Source organism: Solwaraspora sp. WMMA2065 (assembly GCF_030345075.1).
Lineage (GTDB): Bacteria > Actinomycetota > Actinomycetes > Mycobacteriales > Micromonosporaceae > Micromonospora_E.
This window is the reverse complement of record NZ_CP128361.1, coordinates 5,607,175-5,623,716: the sequence shown is the minus strand read 5'-3', so window position 1 is coordinate 5,623,716 and position 16,542 is coordinate 5,607,175. Positions and strand designations below refer to the sequence as shown.

Genomic DNA, 16,542 nt, shown 5'->3' with positions numbered 1-16,542 from the left:
GGTGGCGGTGCGGAGAAAAGGGGTGGGCCGGCGGGCGTCTCGCCGGCCCACCCCGCTTGTGACCCGGCCGGGCTGGTCAGTCAGACCGGCAGCCTGCCGACGGGTCAGACCGGGAGCTTGCCGGCGCCCGCGGTGAGCCGGGTGTAGATCGGGACGACCGCGGTGGGCAGCACCGCCCCGTGCCGCAGGGTCGGGGTCCAGCCAGCGTCGTCGCCCAGGTCCGGCTCGTTCGCCGCGTTGTACGCGTCGAGCAGGCTGGCCGGGCGCAGCGGCCGGTGACCCTGCCCGACCCAGCTGCCCTTCTCGGTCAGCACGGTGCCGCCCCAGTCGTGCAGCAGGTCGGCGGTGTCGATCCCGGAGCCCAGCCGGAACGAGTTGTTCTCCAGGTACGGTGCGCCCTGTACGCCTACTCCGACGGCGTACTCGAAATCGTCGCCGGACAGTTCGTAGTGGTTGTTGTAGACGTCGATCTGACCGAACCGGATCCGGGGCAGCCGTTGCAGGCTGCCGTCGAAGACGTTGTGGTGCAGGGTGACGTTGAGCCGGCCGACGTCGGGGCCGACAGTGTTCGACGAGCCGATCAGCATGACCTTGTCCCGGCCGTCGAACCGGTTGTAGGACACGGTCACCAGGCTGGCTGTGTGGGTGATGTCGAGCGCTCCGTCGTGCACCTGCAGCGGCCGGCCGAAGTAGATCGGTTGGGCGCTGTCCGGGTTGTCGCCGTCGGTGAAGGTGTTGTGGTCGACCCAGACATTCTCCGAGCGACGCACCGACATCAGGTCGAACTGGGAGTTCCAGTTGCCGGCGTCGCCGTCATCCGGCGACCAGGCGGGAAAGCAGTCGTACGCGTCGTCGAAGACGACGTTGCGGACGATGACGTTCCGGACGCTGTCCACCATCAGGGTCAGGTTCTCCAGCCGGGCTCCGCGCAGCCCGATGATGGTGGTGTTGGCTCCGACGTTGATCTGGGTGTACCGGGTCTGGTTGGTGACCGACCGTCGACGGGCGTCCTCGAGCGGGCCACTCGGGTCGTTCTCGTATCCCCAGACGGCCGGGTCGTAGGTGACCAGGAACTCGTCGAAGTCGTACTCGGGGTCGGCGAGGTCGGCGCAGGTCAGCAGGTTGCCGTCCGGGCCTTCGAAGCCGTTGACCGTGCCCTTGATGTAGATGATCTTCGGGGTGTCGTTGTTCCGGTTGGTGGCGTTGTCGCCGCCGAGGGCGTCGATCAACTCGGCTCGGCTGTCGACCACGTGAACGTTGTCCTGGCTGGCCGCCGATCCTCCGGTGGTGCCGGCACCGGCGGCCGCCCAGCCGTCGTTCGGTGGCAACGCCTGGCGGCCCAGCGACCGGGCCGTCCAGGACAGCCGGTCGGAACCGGTGTCCCGGCCGGCGGCGGCCGGGGCCGGCAGCACCGCCACGATCGCGATTCCGGCAACAGCGGCAGTCAATCTCCTCAGTCGCATTACCACACTCCGCAAACTATTGTCTGGACTCGATCACACAACACTGACACAATCTTCCTGAACCCAAACGATAAGTTTCATCACGAAATGTGTCAATGCAATCTGTTTGCAGATTGTTTGCAGATTGTTTGCAGATTGTTTGCATTACATTCGGGCGAGACCTATTTACCCGGCATCAGTTTGCCGAGGGGACGACTGATCTGTCCGACTTCGCGCACCGGCGGCGGCCGTCGATTTGCAGTACGTTCTCCGCCGACCAGGTCAGCGGCCCACCACCCCCTGCGCCAGCCGGGTCCGGTACGGTCTGACCGCCCACGGCACCTCCTGCTCGGAGAACAGCGCCAGCTCGGCCGCACCGCGTCGGACGACCGCGTTCACCCCTTCGATCGTCAGCACCCGGTCCGCTCCGGCCACCCCGGTCGCGACCGTCCGGTCCGGACCGAGCAGACACGGCTCCGGGGCGTCCTGCACCACCTCCAAGAGCGCGGTGAACGCCTCGGTCCGGGCCAGCGGGGCGATCAGCGGTACACCGGACGGATCCCTGCGGTGCGCCAGCAGGTTCTCCAGCAGCCCGGCCCGCCCCGGCACCGGCCGCATCGATCGCTCGCCGGGCAGCCGCAGCCGGTCCGTCGGATACTCCAGCACCGCGGCGCCGGCCGTGCCGTGCACCAGCACCTCACCGGGGATGAACTCCTCACCGGCCAGGGTCACCGCGGCCACGATCGCCAGCCCCGAGTCCAGGGTGATCCGCATCGACGCGGTGTCGTCCACCTCGATCGGCCGCACCCGGTAGCGCTCCAACTCGACCAGCACCGGCGGGCTGGGATCCACCGCCGCCGCTACCGCCAGACACTGCATGGTGGCGTGCGCCAACGGGTTGGCCAGCGCCCCGTCCAGCGACGGCCGGCCGTCGACCGTACGCCGCCCGGCCCACGGCGACCGCCGGTAGTACGCGTCGTCGCGCTGCCAGGAGGCGACCGTCGAGATGCCGGTGACCGAGCCGAGCCGACCGCCGGTGGCCGCCGCGGTCAACTCGGCCAACGCCGCCGATCCGAGCGCCTGGAAACCGACCTGGCAGACCCGGCCGTGCTCGGCCAGCGCCGCGGTCAGCCGCCGGTGCTCGTCCAGCGACAGCACCGGCGGCTTCTCCAGCAGCAGGTCCGCGCCGGCGGCCAGCGCGTCAAGCGCGATCGGCAGATGGGTGTACGGCGGCGTGCAGATCACCACCACGTCCGGCCGGGTCTGCGCCAGCATCCGCCGGTGGTCGGTGTCGACCTGCACCCCGTCCGGGACCGGAGCGTCGGGGGCCGGCTCGACCGGCCGTACGTCGACCAGGCCGACCAGGCGCAGTTCGCCGGCGTCGTGCAGCGGGGCGATCTGCCGCCGGTGCCACAATCCGTGCCCGTTGGCACCGATCAGGGCCACCCGGGGCGGGGTGCTCCTCACGTCGGGAACCTCCACCTGTCGACGACCGCGGTCAGCCGGCCGCGCCGGTCAGCGCGCCGACCACCCCGTGCCGGTCCAGCGCGGTCAGCCAGGTCGTGATCATCTCGTGGACCTCCGGGTCGGCCGCCAGCTCGGGTGGGAACACCTCGGTGAGCCCGAGCAGCGCGGCCACCACGCCCGCCGGGGTGCCCCCGGACCCGGCCAGCGCCGCCCGGATCCGCGCGGCGAGTGGGTCGTCCAGCGGCAACTCGGCCCCGTCGTCGGCCCGCCCCTGGGCGAACCGCATCCAGGCGGCGACCACCAGCGCCGACCAGTACGGCCGGTCGCCGGCCGCCCGCCGGTCGGCGATGGTGTGCAGGACCCGCTGCGGCAACTTCTGCGAGCCGTCCATCGCCACCTGGATGGTGCGGTGTCGGATCGCCGGGTTGGCGAACCGCTCCAGCACCGACTCGCCGTACCCGACGACCGACACCCCGTCCGGCGGGGTGAAGCTGGTCGCGACGTCCTCGGCGATCAGCCGGCGCAGCACCTCGGGCAGGCCGGGGATACCGGCCAGCGCCTCGGCGATGGTGTCGTGCCCGGCCAGCGCCCCGAGGTAGGCGATGGCCGAGTGCACCCCGTTGAGCCCGCGCAGCTTGAGCCGCTCCCACGGGCCGGCGTCGCTGGTCAGCACCGCCCCTGCGGTCTGCCAGGCCGGCCGGCCGCCGGGGAAGTCGTCCTCGATCACCCACTGCGTGTACGGCTCCCCGGCGATCGCCGCCAGGTCGCTGACGCCGAGCGCGGACCGGGCGGCGGCCAGGGTCTGCGCGGTGGCGGCCGGCACGATCCGGTCGACCATGGTGCCGGGGAAGGTGACGTTGGCCTGCACCCAGTCGGCGGTCTCGTCGGGCACCTTCGCGTACGCCAGGGACTCGGTGACCAGCCCGTGAAGCCGGCGTCCGTTCGACGGCAGGTTGTCGCAGCTGACCAGGGCGAGCGGGCCGGCGTCGGCGGCGGCGCGGGCGGCCAGCCCGCGTAGCAGCAGGCCCGGCACGGTCGTCGGCGCCCGGTCGGTGGTCAGGTCAGCGGCGACCGCTTCGTCCGGCCGCAGCCGCCCGGTGACCGGGTCCAGCTGGTACGCCTTCTCGGTGACGGTCAGCGTGACCACCCGGATCGCCGGGTCGGCCAGCAGGGCCACCACCGCCGCCGGGTCGCTGGCGGCGTGCCGGACCCCGGTGAGCGCACCGACGACCCGGGTCCTGGCCGCTGCGGCGGACAGCGTGGTGACGCTGAACAGGCAGTCCTGGTCGGTGAGCCGCCGCACCACGTCGATGTTGCGCGGTGCGACGCCGATGATGCCCCAGTCACCGCCGGCGGTGGCGACTGCCTGCTCGGTGTAGACCGCCTGGTGGGCCCGGTGGAAGGCACCTAGTCCGAGGTGGACGATGCCGGCGCCGACGTCGCCGGGGCGGACCACCGGTCGGGCGTCGGCCGGCACCCGGCCCAGGGTGTCCAGGCCGAGCAGCGGGATGTCGTCGTTCACCGCCACACCGGCCCGTCCGGGAAGGAGAACTCGGCGATCGACGCCGGCTTCATCGTGGCGCTGTAACCGGGCTGTTCGGGCACCAGGTAGCGGCCGCCCCGGGTGCGGACCGGGTCGACGAAGTGCTCGTGCAGGTGGTCGACGTACTCGACCATCCGCCCGTCCAGCGAGGTGCCGGCCCGCAGGTAGTCGAAGATCGCCAGGTGCTGCACGTACTCGCAGAGGCCGACGCCGCCGGCGTGCGGGCAGATCGGCACACCGAACTTGGCGGCCATCAGAATCACCGACAGCACCTCGTTGACCCCGGCGATCCGGCAGGAGTCGATCTGGCACACCCGGATCGCCTCAGCCTGCATCAGCTGTTTGAAGATCACCCGGTTGGCGGCGACCTCGCCGGTGGCGACCCGGCAGCGCCCGTCGGACAGTTCGGTGACGGCGGCGGCGATCCGGGCGTGGCCGAGCACGTCGTCGGCGTGCGTCGGCTCCTCGATCCAGTACGGGTCGACCTCGACGAGCCGGGCCATGTTGGCGATCGCCTCGTCGACGTCCCACACCTGGTTGGCGTCCATCATCAGCAGCGCGTCCGGGCCGATCTCGGCGCGGATGATCCGGGCGCGGCGTACGTCGTCGTCGATCGGGCCGCCGACCTTCATCTTCATCGCCCGCCAGCCGTCGGCGTACGCCGCCCGGGTCAACGCCCGGACCTTGTCGTCGGGGTAGCCGAGCCAGCCGACCGAGGTGGTGTACGACGGGAAGCCGTCGCGCTGCAGCTCGGCGAGCCGGTCGGACTGGCCGGTCAGCCCCTTGTCCAGGATGGCGGCGGCCTCGTCCGGCGTGATCGCGTCGCGGATGTGGTGGAAGTCGATGTTGGCGACGAGTTCGTCGGTCGGCATCTCGGCGAGCAGCCGCCACAGCGGCTTGCCGTCCAGTTTGGCCCGCAGGTCCCAGACGGCATTGACCAGCGCGCCGGACGCCATGTGGATGACGCCCTTCTCCGGGCCGAGCCAGCGCAGCTGCACGTCGGCGGTGAGCGACCGCCAGAAGGCGACCGGTTCGGCGACGATCTCGGCGACGGTCCGGCCGGTGACGTGGTGGGCCAATGCGCGTACCGCCGCGCAGGTGATCTCGTTGCCGCGGCCGTTGGTGAAGGTGAAGCCGGCGCCGAAGACCCCGTCCGGCGAGTCGGTGCGCAGCTCGACGTAGGTGGCCGAGTAGTCGCCCCGGTTGATCGCGTCGGAGCCGTCGCCGGCCGCGGCGGTCGGGAACCGTACGTCGTGCACGTCGACGCCGGTGATGGTGACGGTCATGGCAGCTTCTCCCCGATCTTGAAGACCCGCTTGGGCAGCCGGTACGCCAGGTCGACGATGGTCTCGGCGGCCTCGTCGAGGCCGAGCCGGTGCTCGGCGACGAGCCGGGCGAGGAAGCCGGCGTCGATCCGGCGGGCCACGTCGTGGCGCGCCGGGATGGAGCAGAACGCCCGGGTGTCGTCGACGAAGCCGGCGGTGTTGTAGAAGCCGGCGGTCTCGGTGACCGCTTCCCGGAACCGGCGCAGCACCTCCGGGGAGTCCAGGAACCACCAGGGCGCGCCGAGGTAGAGGGCGGCGTACCCGCCGGCGAGCGGGGCCAGCTCGCGGGTGAAGGTGTACTCGTCGAGGGTGTAGACGACGATCCGCAGCCGCGGGTCGTTGCCGTACGCGTCGAGCAGCGCGGTCAGCGCGTGCAGGTACTCGGTGGCCTGCGGGATGTCGCCGCCGACGTCTCGGCCGTGGGTGGCGTACAGCCACTTGTTGTGGTTGCGCACCGAACCTGGATGCAACTGCATCACCAGGCCGTCCTCGATGGACATGCGGGCGAACTCGACCAGCATGTGGGCCCGGAACGCCTCGGCGTCGGCGGCAGTGGCGACGCCGCGCAGCCCCCGGTCGTACAGTTCGGCGGCCTCGCGCCGGTCCAGCCGCAGGGTGAGCGCGGTCAGGTGACCGTGGTCGGAGCTGGTCGCGCCGGCGGCGATGAAGGCCCGCCGCCGGGACCGCAGCGCGTCGAGGAAGCCGGCGTACGTGCCGGTGTCGGCGCCGGTGATCGCCCCGAGGGCGGCGACGTTGTCGGACCAGCCGTCAAACTCGAAGTCGACGACGTTGTCCGGCCGGAACGTGGTGATCACCCGCCCGCCGGGGCCGCCCCAGCCGTCCGCGGCCAGCTTGGCGTGCCGGCCGAGGTCGTCCAGGGGTGACTCGGTGGTGGCCAGCACCTCGATGTTGAAGCGCTCGAACAGCGCCCGGGGCCGGTACGCCGGTTCGGCCAGCCGTGCCGCGATGGTGTCGTAGACCTCGTCGGCGGTGTCCGGGCCGAGGACGGCGTCCACCCCGAACACCTCGGCGAACGTCTTCTCCAGCCACAGCCGCGACGGGGTGCCCCGGAACAGGTGCCAGTTGGCGGCCAGCTTGCGCCAGATCGCCCGGCCGTCGGTCTCGGTGGCGTAGTCGCCGTCACCGGCCGGTGGCCGTGGCCGGACCCCGGCACGCACGGGTACGCCGAGCTCGCCGGGTGGGACGCCCTGGCTGAGCAGCATCCGGGTGACGTAGTGGTCCGGCACGACGAGCAGCCGCGCCGGGTCGGGGAACGGCTCGTCGTCGGCGAGCAGCACCGGGTCGACGTGGCCGTGCGGCGAGATGACCGGCAGGTCCCGGGCGTGCGCGTACAGCTCGCGGGCGATGGCCCGCTGGGTGGGTTCGGCCGGGAACAGCTGGTCCGACCGGTCGGGTTGCGGGGACACGGAAGCAGGCTCCTCGTGGGTACGGGATCGGGGTCGTCGCTGTGGTGGGTGGTGCCGGCCGGTACGCCGTGGCCAGACCGCCGGTCAGTCGACGGTGAGCAGGTCTGACACCCGGACCGGCTGGCCGGTCTCGAAGGACCGGTTGGCGGCCAGCCCGGTGAGCAGCGCGAGCGCACCGTCACGGGCGGTGGCGGCCCGGCCCATCGGGTCGGTCTCGCCGCCGAACAGCACCGCGGTCATCTTGGCGTCCGCACCGCCGTGCCCGGCCCGGGTGTAGCCGGCGACCGGCACCTGACGGGGCTGCTCCCAGAACGGCCGGACGGTGATCTTGGCCCAGCCCTCCTCCACCGCCGCCTGGACGCCGTGCAGGGCGGCGCCCTTGAGTTCGCCAGCGGCGTACGGGCTGACGAAGTCGCTCTCCACCACCTCCAGCTCGAGCCGACCCCTGCTGCCGTTGAACATCACCCGGTAGCCCTCCCAGGGGGCGTACGCGGTGAGGTGGTACGTCATCGTGGCCCCGGTGGAGTAGCTGGCCAGCACTGACATGTCGTCCTCGATGGTCACACCGGGGGCGAAGACGTTCTGGTCACGGTGGTAGCCGTCCTCGGCCTCGGCCTCCAGGTAGAGCGCGCGCAGCCGGGGGTGGGCGGCCATCTGCAGGGCGAACGGGTCGCCGGCGGCGGCGACCTCGCCGTGTGCCCGGTCGTAGTCGCGGGCGTAGCCGTGCCGGCGGCCGGGCTCGCCGTAGAAGAACAGCCGGCCGGCCGCGTAGACCTGCACCGGGGTCGCGTCCAGCCACCAGTTGACCAGGTCGAAGTGGTGGCTGGCCTTGTGCACCATCAGGCCGCCGGAGTTGGCCTTGTCGCGGTGCCAGCGGCGGAAGTAGTCGGCACCGTGGCGCACGTCGAGCAGCCACTCGAAGTGCACCGAGCCGATCTCGCCGATCTCGCCGTCGGCGAGCACCTGGCGGACCCGTTCGTGCAGCGGGTTGTACCGGTAGTTGAAGGCGACCCGTACGGTGCGCCCGGTCCGTGCCACCGCGTCGAGGATGCGTCGGCAGCGCGGCACATCCACGGTCATCGGCTTCTCGGTTATCACGTCGCAGCCGGCGTCCAGGGCGGCGACGATGTACTCGTCGTGCACCCGGTCGACGGTGGTGACCAGGACGACGTCCACCCGTTCCTTGCTCAGCATGGTCACGAACTCGCTGGCCGGGTAGGTGGGCACTGCGTCGCGACCGAGCTCCTCCAGCCAGGCGTTGTGCGCGTCCATCCGGGCCTGGTTGCTGTCGGCGAAGGCGACGAGTTCGGCGCTGTCCCGGTAGTCGAGGACCAGGGACCGGACGAACATCTCGGCGCGGGCGCCGGTGCCGACGAGCGCGTAGCGCAGCCGCCGATCGGGTTCTGGGGACATCCTGCTCCGCCTCCGGGTTGGCTGCAAAGGTTTGCAGCAGAAGCTGCCATGAGACGGACACCTTCGTCAATGCCCGGAAACCATCCTGCCCGATTTAAGGGGTTACACGAGGATTCGAACACCTGGCATGACCACGGCCGCAACAAATCCGCAATCGAAGACCGTTGACACCTGAGCAACCGTTTGCATTAATTGGCGAACCAACGTGACCCCAGCCACACCGGTCGCCGCCCGCACCGGACGGCGACCACATCGATGAAGGACGACGCGTGCCAGCCACCATTCGAGACGTCGCACGGGCCTGCGGAGTGCACATCTCCACCGTGTCCCGCACGTTCTCGGCACCGCATCTGGTCAACCCGGAGACCCGCAGCCGGGTGCTGGCCTGCGCGGAGCATCTCGGCTACCGCCCCAACCGGGCGGCCCGCGCGCTGATCACCGGCCGGACCCACAACATCGGGCTGATCGTTGCCGACATCGCCAACCCGTTCTTCCCGCCCCTGATCAAGGCGGCGGAAAGCCAGGCCCGGCACCGCGACTACCACATCTTCGTCACCGACACGAACGAGGACCCGGCGGTCGAGGAGGAGTTGGTCCACGCCCTCGCCAAGCAGGTCGACGGGGTGCTGCTGTGCAGCCCCCGGATGAGCAACAGCCTGATCGAGCAGCTCAGCCGGGACGTACCGCTGGTGGTGATCAACCGGCAGGTGACCGGCCTGCCGAACGTGGTGATCGACGTCGGCCAGGGTGCCCGGCTCGCCGTCGAGCACCTGATCGGCCTCGGCCACCGGCGGATCGCGCTGCTCGGCGGCCCGCGCGGGTCGTGGACCAACCGGGAGATCCGGCGGACCGCCACCTCGGCGGCCCGCTCGGCGGACGTCACGTTGACCGTGATCGGCCCCAACCCGCCCACCGAGGGCGGCGGCATCGCCGCGGCGGAACAGGTCCGCCGGGCAGAGGTGACCGCCGTGCTCGCCTACAACGACCTGATGGCGATCGGCCTGATCGAAGGGCTCGACGCACACGGGGTCGCGGTGCCCCGGGACATCAGCGTGGTCGGCATCGACGACATCGCGCTGAGCCGGCTCACCCGACCCAAATTGACGACGGTGGCCACACCGAACGCGGCCGCCGGTCGGGCGGCCGTCGACATGCTGCTCCAGCATGGCGACGACCGTCGCACCACCGCCCAGGTAACGCTCCAGACCGAGTTGGTCATCCGCGACTCGACGGGCCCGGGGCCGCACAGCCATGCGGACCCGGGCGACGCGGCTGCCGCCGCGCCGGCCGATGTCGCCTCCTAACCCCAAGGAGTGAGCGCAATGCACCCCGCAACATCACCGACGGCGAACACGCCTGCCACGCGTGCTCACCGTACCCCCTTCGGCCGGCGCCGCCTGCTGCGCGGCATCGCCGCCACCGCCGTCGTGCCGCTGGTCCTCGGCGCCGCCGCCTGCGGCGACGACGACGCGTCGAGCGACCCGGACGCGCCGGTCACCATCGAGTTCTTCTGGTGGGGCGGCGAGTCCCGTGCCGAACTCACCGAGCAGGCCCTCGACCTGTACGAGGAGAAGAACCCTAACGTCACCATCAACCCGACCTGGCAGGCGTTCACCGGCTACTACGACAAGCTGGCCACCATTTCGGCCGGCGGTAACGCGCCGGACATCTTCCAGATCGACGACAACGGCCTGGCCGAGTACGCCGGCCGCAACGTCACCCTGGACCTGACGCCGTTCGTCTCCTCCGGCGACATCGACCTGAGCAACCACCCGGAGAGCCTGACCCAGTACGGGCAGATCGACGGCAAGCAGGTCGCCGTGGCCGCCGGCGAGAACACCCCGGCCCTGGTGTACGACAAGACGAAGATCACCGAGCTCGGCCTGCCGGAGCCGGAGACCGGCTGGACCTACGACGAGTTCATCGCCTGGGGCACCCAGGTGACCGAGGCGGCCGGCGACGGATACTGGGGCGCGATGGACCCCAGCTCCGACTACAAGGCGCTCTGGCTGTGGCTGCGCTCACAGGGCAAGGAGTTCTACGACGGGCCGCAGCTCGCCTTCACCGAGGCCGACCTCACCGAGTGGTTCCAGTTCTGGCTGGACGCCCGGGAGGCCGGGGCAACCCCGCCGGCCGACGTGGTGCACGAGGCGGTCGGCGGCGGCGTCTCCGACCAGCTGGTGGTGACGGGCAAGGGGGCCACCTCGTTCATGTGGTCCAACCAGCTCTCCGAGCTGGGCAAGTCGACCGAGAGCGAACTCGGCATGGTGGCCTACCCCGGTGACCCGAAGGGCCAGTGGGCGCGGGCGTCGCTGTACTGGGCCGGGTCGCGCTCCACCGAGCACCCGGAGGTCGTCGCCGACGTCATCAACTTCCTGGCCAACGACCCGGAGGCGGCGCAGATCCTCGGCGTCGACCGGGGCCTGCCGTCCAACATCGACAACCGGGAGACGGTCCAGGCGGGTCTCGACGACCCGTACATGACCGCGACGGTCGAGTTCGAGAACGCGCTGATCCCGCAGATGGGCCCGGCACCGGCACCGCCGCCACAGGGCCACGGACCGCTGCGGTCGACCCTGACCACGGTCGCCGAGAGCGTCACCTACGGCCAGGCCAGCCCGGCCGACGCCGCCGCGGAGTTCTTCCGACAGGCCGAAGCCACCCTCGAGTAGTCCGGGCCGGACTTGCGCGGTCGTGGTGCCCACGGCGTCCGCCGTGGGCACCACGACCGGAATCCGGGCCGTGGGCACCACGACCCGTGATCCGAGAAAGGAGCCAGATCGTGGCCCTGACCACGAAACCCGTCCCGGCCACGAGTACCGACACTGCCCCGGCGGACACGAACAGGAGGCGGGGCAGCGCCAAGGGCGGCAGCCGGCGGCACGGCGAAGGGTTGGCCGGATACGTCTTCCTGTCCCCGTGGCTGCTGGGGCTGATGGCGATCACTGCCTTCCCCATGCTGTTCTCGCTCTACCTCAGCTTCACCAACTACGACATCCTGTCCTCCTGGGAGTTCGTCGAGTGGGTCGGCTTCGAGAACTACTGGGACCTGTTCGTCAACGACCAGACCTTCCGCCACTCGGTGCAGGTCACGCTGATCTTCGCGTTCGTCGCCGTACCGCTGAAGTTGGCCGCCGCTCTCGGCGTCGCGCTGCTGCTCAACCGGGAGACCCGCGGGGTCGGGCTGTTCCGCAGCCTGTTCTACCTGCCGTCGCTGCTCGGCGGCAGCGTCGCGCTGGCGCTGATCTGGCGGGCGATGTTCAGCGGCGACGGCGCGTTCAACGACTTCCTCGGGCTGTTCGGCATCACCGGACAGCCGTGGGTCAACGACCCGGACTGGGCGTTGGAGACCCTGATGGTGCTGGCCATCTGGCAGTTCGGCGCTCCGATGGTGATCTTCCTGGCCGGGCTGAAGCAGGTGCCGACCGAGCTGTACGAGGCGGCCTCGGTCGACGGCGCCGGCAAGATCCGGCAGTTCTTCAACGTCACCCTGCCGATGCTCTCCCCGGTGATCTTCTTCAACCTGGTGCTGGAGACGATCAACGGATTCCAGGGCTTCACCGCCGCGTTCGTGATCAGCAACGGCACCGGCGGGCCGGTCGACTCGACCATGCTCTACACGCTGTACCTCTACACCAAGGGCTTCACCGAGTTCCAGATGGGATACGCGTCCGCGCTGGCCTGGGTCTTCCTGATCGCGATCGGCCTGATCACGGTGCTGTTCTTCAGCACCGGCCGGTTCTGGGTGCACTACTCGGACGGAGACAACGACTGATGGCTACCGAAGCTGCTCCGATGTCGACGGCGGACGGCGGCAGCGCCGCACGCCGCCGGGCCGCCGGCGGCACCGCCCGAGGCGTCGCCCGGGTGGCGGTGCTGGTCGCCATCCTGGTCGTGGTCCTCTACCCGCTGATCTGGGTGCTGGGCTCGTCACTCAAGTCACCGACCGAGGTGGCCAGCAACCTGTCGGTCATCCCGCAGGACCCGACCTGGGCGAACTACCCGGACGGCTGGAACTACCTGAGCAACATCTCGTTCGGCCGGTTCTTCTGGAACAGCACGGTGATCTCGATGGCGACCGTGGTCGCCAACGCGGTCTCCTGCCTGCTGGCGGCGTACGCCTTCGCCCGGCTGCAGTTCCGGGCCCGCAGGTTCTGGTTCGCCATCATGATCGGTACGCTGCTGCTGCCCAGCCACGTGCTGATCGTGCCGCAGTACATCATGTTCAACTCGTTCGGCTGGATCGACACCCCGCTGCCGTTGATCGTGCCGAAGCTGCTGGCCACCGAGGCGTTCTTCGTCTTCCTGATGGTGCAGTTCATGCGGGGCATCCCCAGGGAGCTGGACGACGCGGCCAAGATCGACGGATGTTCGCCGTTCGGGGTGTTCCGGTACGTCATCGTGCCGCTGGCCCGGCCGGCGCTGGTCACCACGGCGATCTTCTCGTTCATCTGGACCTGGAACGACTTCCTGACCCAGCTGATCTACCTGCCGAGTGTGGAGAGCTACACGGTGCCGATCGGGCTGCGGCTGTTCATCGACTCCACCGGGCAGACCTCGCTCGGCCCGATGTTCGCCATGTCGGTGCTGTCGCTGCTGCCGGTCTTCCTCTTCTTCCTGGCGTTCCAGAAGATGCTGGTACAGGGCATCAACACCAGCGGCCTCAAGGGGTGACGTCGATGGCTCCCGCAGAGTGGCCGGACAACCCGGCACCGGCCCGCGCCGACTGGCGCGACACTCTGCGGGCCGCCACCGATCTGGCGCTGCTCGGCATCGTCACCGCGCTCGCGTCGGCGGCCGTACTGACCGCCGGCGCGGCGCTGGCCACCGCCAGCGCCGCGATCCACCGGTGGACGGTCGACGGCCACTGGCCGGACCTGCGGGACCTGGCCGGGCGATTCTGGCGCGGGCTGCTGCCCGGAGCCGTCGCCACCGTGGTCGCCGTGGTCGGCGCGCTCCTGCTCGCCGGCAACGCCGTGCTGATCTCGGCCGAGGTGGTGCCCGGCGGCACGGCGATGCTGGTCGGCACCGTGCTGCTTGCCGCGCTGGTGGCCGGCTTCGCCGGCCTCGTCGTGGTCGAGATCGGCCGGGGCGCCGGTGGCTGGCGGGCGGCGGTGCGGGCCAGCTGGCGGATCGCCGAACGGCGACCGCTGGCGGTGCCGGCCGCCGCCGGGGTGGTCGGTCTCGCCGCCGTACTGACCGTGCTGGTCATGCCGATCCTCGCGCCGATCCTGCTCGGCTACACCCTGTTCGCCCTGCACGCCGTGCTACGCCGGTTCAACCGGCGATGAACCGGTGCGTGACGAAACCGTCGGCCGTCGGGCAGAAGACCACCGCACGGTCCCACGAGCAGGCGACGGTACGTACGCCCTGCAGTACGCCGAGTTCGAGCCGGTCGGCCGGTGCGGCAGCCGGTACGCCGGCGACGCTGGCGTCCTCCGGGTAGCTGCCCGGGTCGTCCAGGAACCACAGCAGGTTCGCCCGGTCGATCCTTACCGCCACCCCGTCACGACGCAGCAGTTCCTCGCCGTCGGCGTCGAGCAGCAGCGACAGGTAGGGAGTCGTCGTACGGCGTAGCAGGATCTGGTCGCCGACCGGCACGACCACCTCGAAGTCGGCGGCCGGCACCCGCCACTGCACGCCGTCCTCGGCCGGGTCGATCACCACGAGTTCGTTGGTGTCGGAACCGAAGCCGGTCGATTCCAGCAGGCAAATCCGGGTGCCGCCGCACGGGGTGAGGCTCTGCAGCCGCCGCTGGTCGTCGGCCGGGGTGTAGAGGTTGACCGACTCGCCGGTCGTCGACAGGTCGTACGACGCCAGCCGGTATCCGCTGCTGTCCGACGGCGCGATCACCAGCCGGCCCGCGTAGACAACGACCGGGTCGGTCGGCGCGGCCACGTTCGACCGGTCGCCGAGCAGTTCGCCGGAGCCCGCGTCGAACACCCGGGCGTGCCGAGTCGAGGTGAGCTGCACGATCCGTCGGTCGTCGGCCAGGTCGGGCGTGGTGGGGGCGCCGTCGAAGCCGGCCGGGCCGGTCAGGTCGGCGGCGCTCACCGCCGGGTACACCGCGGTGTCGGTGTCGTCGTACTGGTCGGCCGGGTTTTCGTGCTCCCAGCGTTCGGTGCCGTCCCGCAGGTCCAGCCCGACCAGCCGGGCACCATCCACGTCGGACCAGACGAGGACGTCGTCGAAGACGAACAACTGGTCCTTGCCGAGAATCTCGAAGTGCCACAGCTGCCGGCCGTCGGTCGGGTCGAGCACCGCGACTGGCCGGGTGGCGCTGCTGTAGGCGTCGGCGACGGCGATCACCGCGTCCGGGGTGGCCCGCAGGCCGAACCACCGGTCGGCGCGCACGGTCGTCGCCTCGTCCCACCGCTGGTCGCCGGTCGCCGGGTCGACGGCGACGACGCCGAGCCGGCCGTCGTCGCGGACGTAGCCGCCGTACGCCTGGCCGTCGACCAGTTGGGTGAAGTCGGCGTCCGCGTCCTCGGGCACCGTGATCGCCTTGCCGACCTGGCTGAACGCCCGGAACTCGATCGGCCGGGCCGGATCCCGCAGCAGGTAGACGACGCTGGCGACGGTCACCGCGACCACGGCCAGGGCCGCGCCGCCGACCAGCCACGGCAGCCGACGCCGCCGCGCCGGGCCGGACGGCGCGGGTGAGACCGGGGATGGTGCGGCTGCAACCGGCGGTACGGGTGACGCGACGGCGGACGGCGCGGCCGGAACGGACGCCGGCGCAGGCAGGTCGGCCAGCGCGCCTTCGGCGACCGGCAGTTCCGGCTGCTCCAGCACGGTCGGTGCGATCCCCAGCTCGCTGTGCAGCATCCGGGCCACCAGCGGCACCCGCGACGAGCCGCCGACCAGGAACAGTCCGGCAAGCTGGTCGACCCCGAGCCCGCAGGCCGCGACCAACCGGGCCGTCTCCCGTACGCCACGGCCGATCAGCGGGGTGGCGACCCGCTCCAACTCGTCACGGGTCAGGTGCACCGCCCGGTCCACGCCGGGCACGGCGACCGGCGCCGACGACGCCCGGGACAGCATCTCCTTCGCCCCGCGTACGTCGTCCCAGAACTGCCGGCGGTTGCGCCACTGCGCCGGGGTGGCCGGAGCGGCCAACTGCTGCCGTACCTGCGGATCGAGCACCGCGCCGAGCTGTTCGACCAGCGCCGCGTCCAGGTCGAGACCGCCGAGTTCGGTGAGGCCGCCGGAGCCGATCACCGCGAACCGGGCCCGCCCGTGCGGGTCGACTCCGTCGTTGCGAACCACGGCGATGTCGAGGGTGCCGCCGCCGAAGTCGAACACGGCGAGGGCCTGCCCGACCGGCACCGGTCGGCGTAGCACGTCGGCGAAGTAGCGGGCCGCGGCGACCGGCTCCGGCACCAGTCGGGTCCCGGGCGTGCCGGACCCGACGGGCGGCGGGCCGGAGGTGGCCGGCCCGCCGGGGATGACCGGCGGCCAACCGGCGCGGGCCACCGCGTGCGCCAGCACCTCCCGGCGGCGGGCACCCCAGCCGGCCGGGTAGGTCAGCGCCGCCGGCGGCAGGAAGCCGACCGCCTCCACCGCCGACCGGGCCACCGCCGCGAGCACCGCGGCCAGTAGGTCAGCGGTGGGCACGTCATGCGCGCCGAGCAGCACCGTCGGCTCGTCGACCCGGCGTTTCGGGTTCGGCTCGAACCGGGCCGGGTCGGCCTGGGCGAGCCGCTGCGCGTCCCGACCGACGTGCAGCCGGTCGCCGAGGAACACCCCGGACGGCAGGACCGGCACGCCGTCGAAGAGCAGCGGTCGGGTCCGCCCGTCCGGCCAGCGCAGCACCGCGACCGTGTTGGAGGTGCCCAGGTCGACCCCGAGGGCGAAGCCCTCGTCCTGCCCTGTCATCAGCTGTTCCTCCGCCGCACCCCGAACCCGCCCGACACCGACCCCGG

12 protein-coding genes are annotated in these 16,542 nt (G+C 71.2%); 5 read left to right on the top strand and 7 right to left on the bottom strand.

What is annotated here, in order from left to right:
- Positions 1-104: 104 nt before the first annotated feature.
- The 6 genes from O7610_RS25540 to O7610_RS25515 form a co-directional block, all read right to left on the bottom strand.
- The gene (locus O7610_RS25540) at positions 105-1,457 is read right to left on the bottom strand and encodes a pectate lyase family protein (protein WP_281555816.1); all 1,353 of its coding nucleotides are present in this window, start codon (positions 1,455-1,457) and stop codon (positions 105-107) included.
- Positions 1,458-1,724: 267 nt separating this feature from the next.
- The gene (locus O7610_RS25535; RefSeq protein WP_289212065.1) at positions 1,725-2,909 is read right to left on the bottom strand and encodes a Gfo/Idh/MocA family protein; all 1,185 of its coding nucleotides are present in this window, start codon (positions 2,907-2,909) and stop codon (positions 1,725-1,727) included.
- A 31-nt stretch (positions 2,910-2,940) separates the two neighbouring features.
- Positions 2,941-4,437, bottom strand: coding sequence for a mannitol dehydrogenase family protein (locus tag O7610_RS25530; protein WP_502959054.1), 1,497 nt, complete (start codon positions 4,435-4,437; stop codon positions 2,941-2,943).
- Positions 4,428-5,738, bottom strand: a complete 1,311-nt coding sequence (locus tag O7610_RS25525; protein WP_281552928.1) for an enolase C-terminal domain-like protein — start codon at positions 5,736-5,738, stop codon at positions 4,428-4,430. Before O7610_RS25525 ends, O7610_RS25530 begins: the two co-directional genes overlap by 10 nt.
- Positions 5,735-7,204, bottom strand: coding sequence for a glucuronate isomerase (gene uxaC, locus O7610_RS25520; RefSeq protein WP_289212064.1), 1,470 nt, complete (start codon positions 7,202-7,204; stop codon positions 5,735-5,737). Before uxaC ends, O7610_RS25525 begins: the two co-directional genes overlap by 4 nt.
- An 84-nt stretch (positions 7,205-7,288) precedes the next feature.
- The gene (locus O7610_RS25515; RefSeq protein ID WP_281552926.1) at positions 7,289-8,617 is read right to left on the bottom strand and encodes a Gfo/Idh/MocA family protein; all 1,329 of its coding nucleotides are present in this window, start codon (positions 8,615-8,617) and stop codon (positions 7,289-7,291) included.
- Positions 8,618-8,886: 269 nt separating this feature from the next.
- On the opposite strand from O7610_RS25515, the gene O7610_RS25510 reads away from it, so the two are divergent.
- The 5 genes from O7610_RS25510 to O7610_RS25490 all read left to right on the top strand — a co-directional run bounded on the left by O7610_RS25510 (position 8,887) and on the right by O7610_RS25490 (position 13,908).
- On the top strand, positions 8,887-9,921 hold the full coding sequence (locus tag O7610_RS25510) for a LacI family DNA-binding transcriptional regulator (RefSeq protein WP_281552925.1): 1,035 nt from the start codon (positions 8,887-8,889) through the stop codon (positions 9,919-9,921).
- Positions 9,922-9,939: 18 nt separating this feature from the next.
- Entirely contained in the window at positions 9,940-11,289 is a 1,350-nt protein-coding gene (locus O7610_RS25505) for an ABC transporter substrate-binding protein (protein WP_281552924.1), read from the top strand.
- A 110-nt stretch (positions 11,290-11,399) separates the two neighbouring features.
- A complete protein-coding gene (locus tag O7610_RS25500) occupies positions 11,400-12,392 on the top strand; it encodes a carbohydrate ABC transporter permease (RefSeq protein WP_475055065.1) in 993 nt (330 codons plus the stop codon).
- Positions 12,392-13,291 carry a carbohydrate ABC transporter permease gene (locus O7610_RS25495; RefSeq protein ID WP_281552923.1) on the top strand — a complete coding sequence of 300 codons (900 nt, stop codon included), beginning with the start codon at positions 12,392-12,394 and terminating at the stop codon, positions 13,289-13,291. The genes O7610_RS25500 and O7610_RS25495 overlap by 1 nt, the downstream gene beginning before the upstream one ends.
- A 5-nt stretch (positions 13,292-13,296) precedes the next feature.
- The gene (locus O7610_RS25490; RefSeq protein ID WP_289212063.1) at positions 13,297-13,908 is read left to right on the top strand and encodes a hypothetical protein; all 612 of its coding nucleotides are present in this window, start codon (positions 13,297-13,299) and stop codon (positions 13,906-13,908) included.
- On the opposite strand, the gene O7610_RS25485 is transcribed toward O7610_RS25490, so the two are convergent.
- The gene (locus O7610_RS25485; protein ID WP_289212062.1) at positions 13,895-16,495 is read right to left on the bottom strand and encodes an Hsp70 family protein; all 2,601 of its coding nucleotides are present in this window, start codon (positions 16,493-16,495) and stop codon (positions 13,895-13,897) included. The two genes, O7610_RS25490 and O7610_RS25485, sit on opposite strands and share 14 nt — an antisense overlap.
- Between the last annotated feature and the right edge of the window lie 47 nt (positions 16,496-16,542).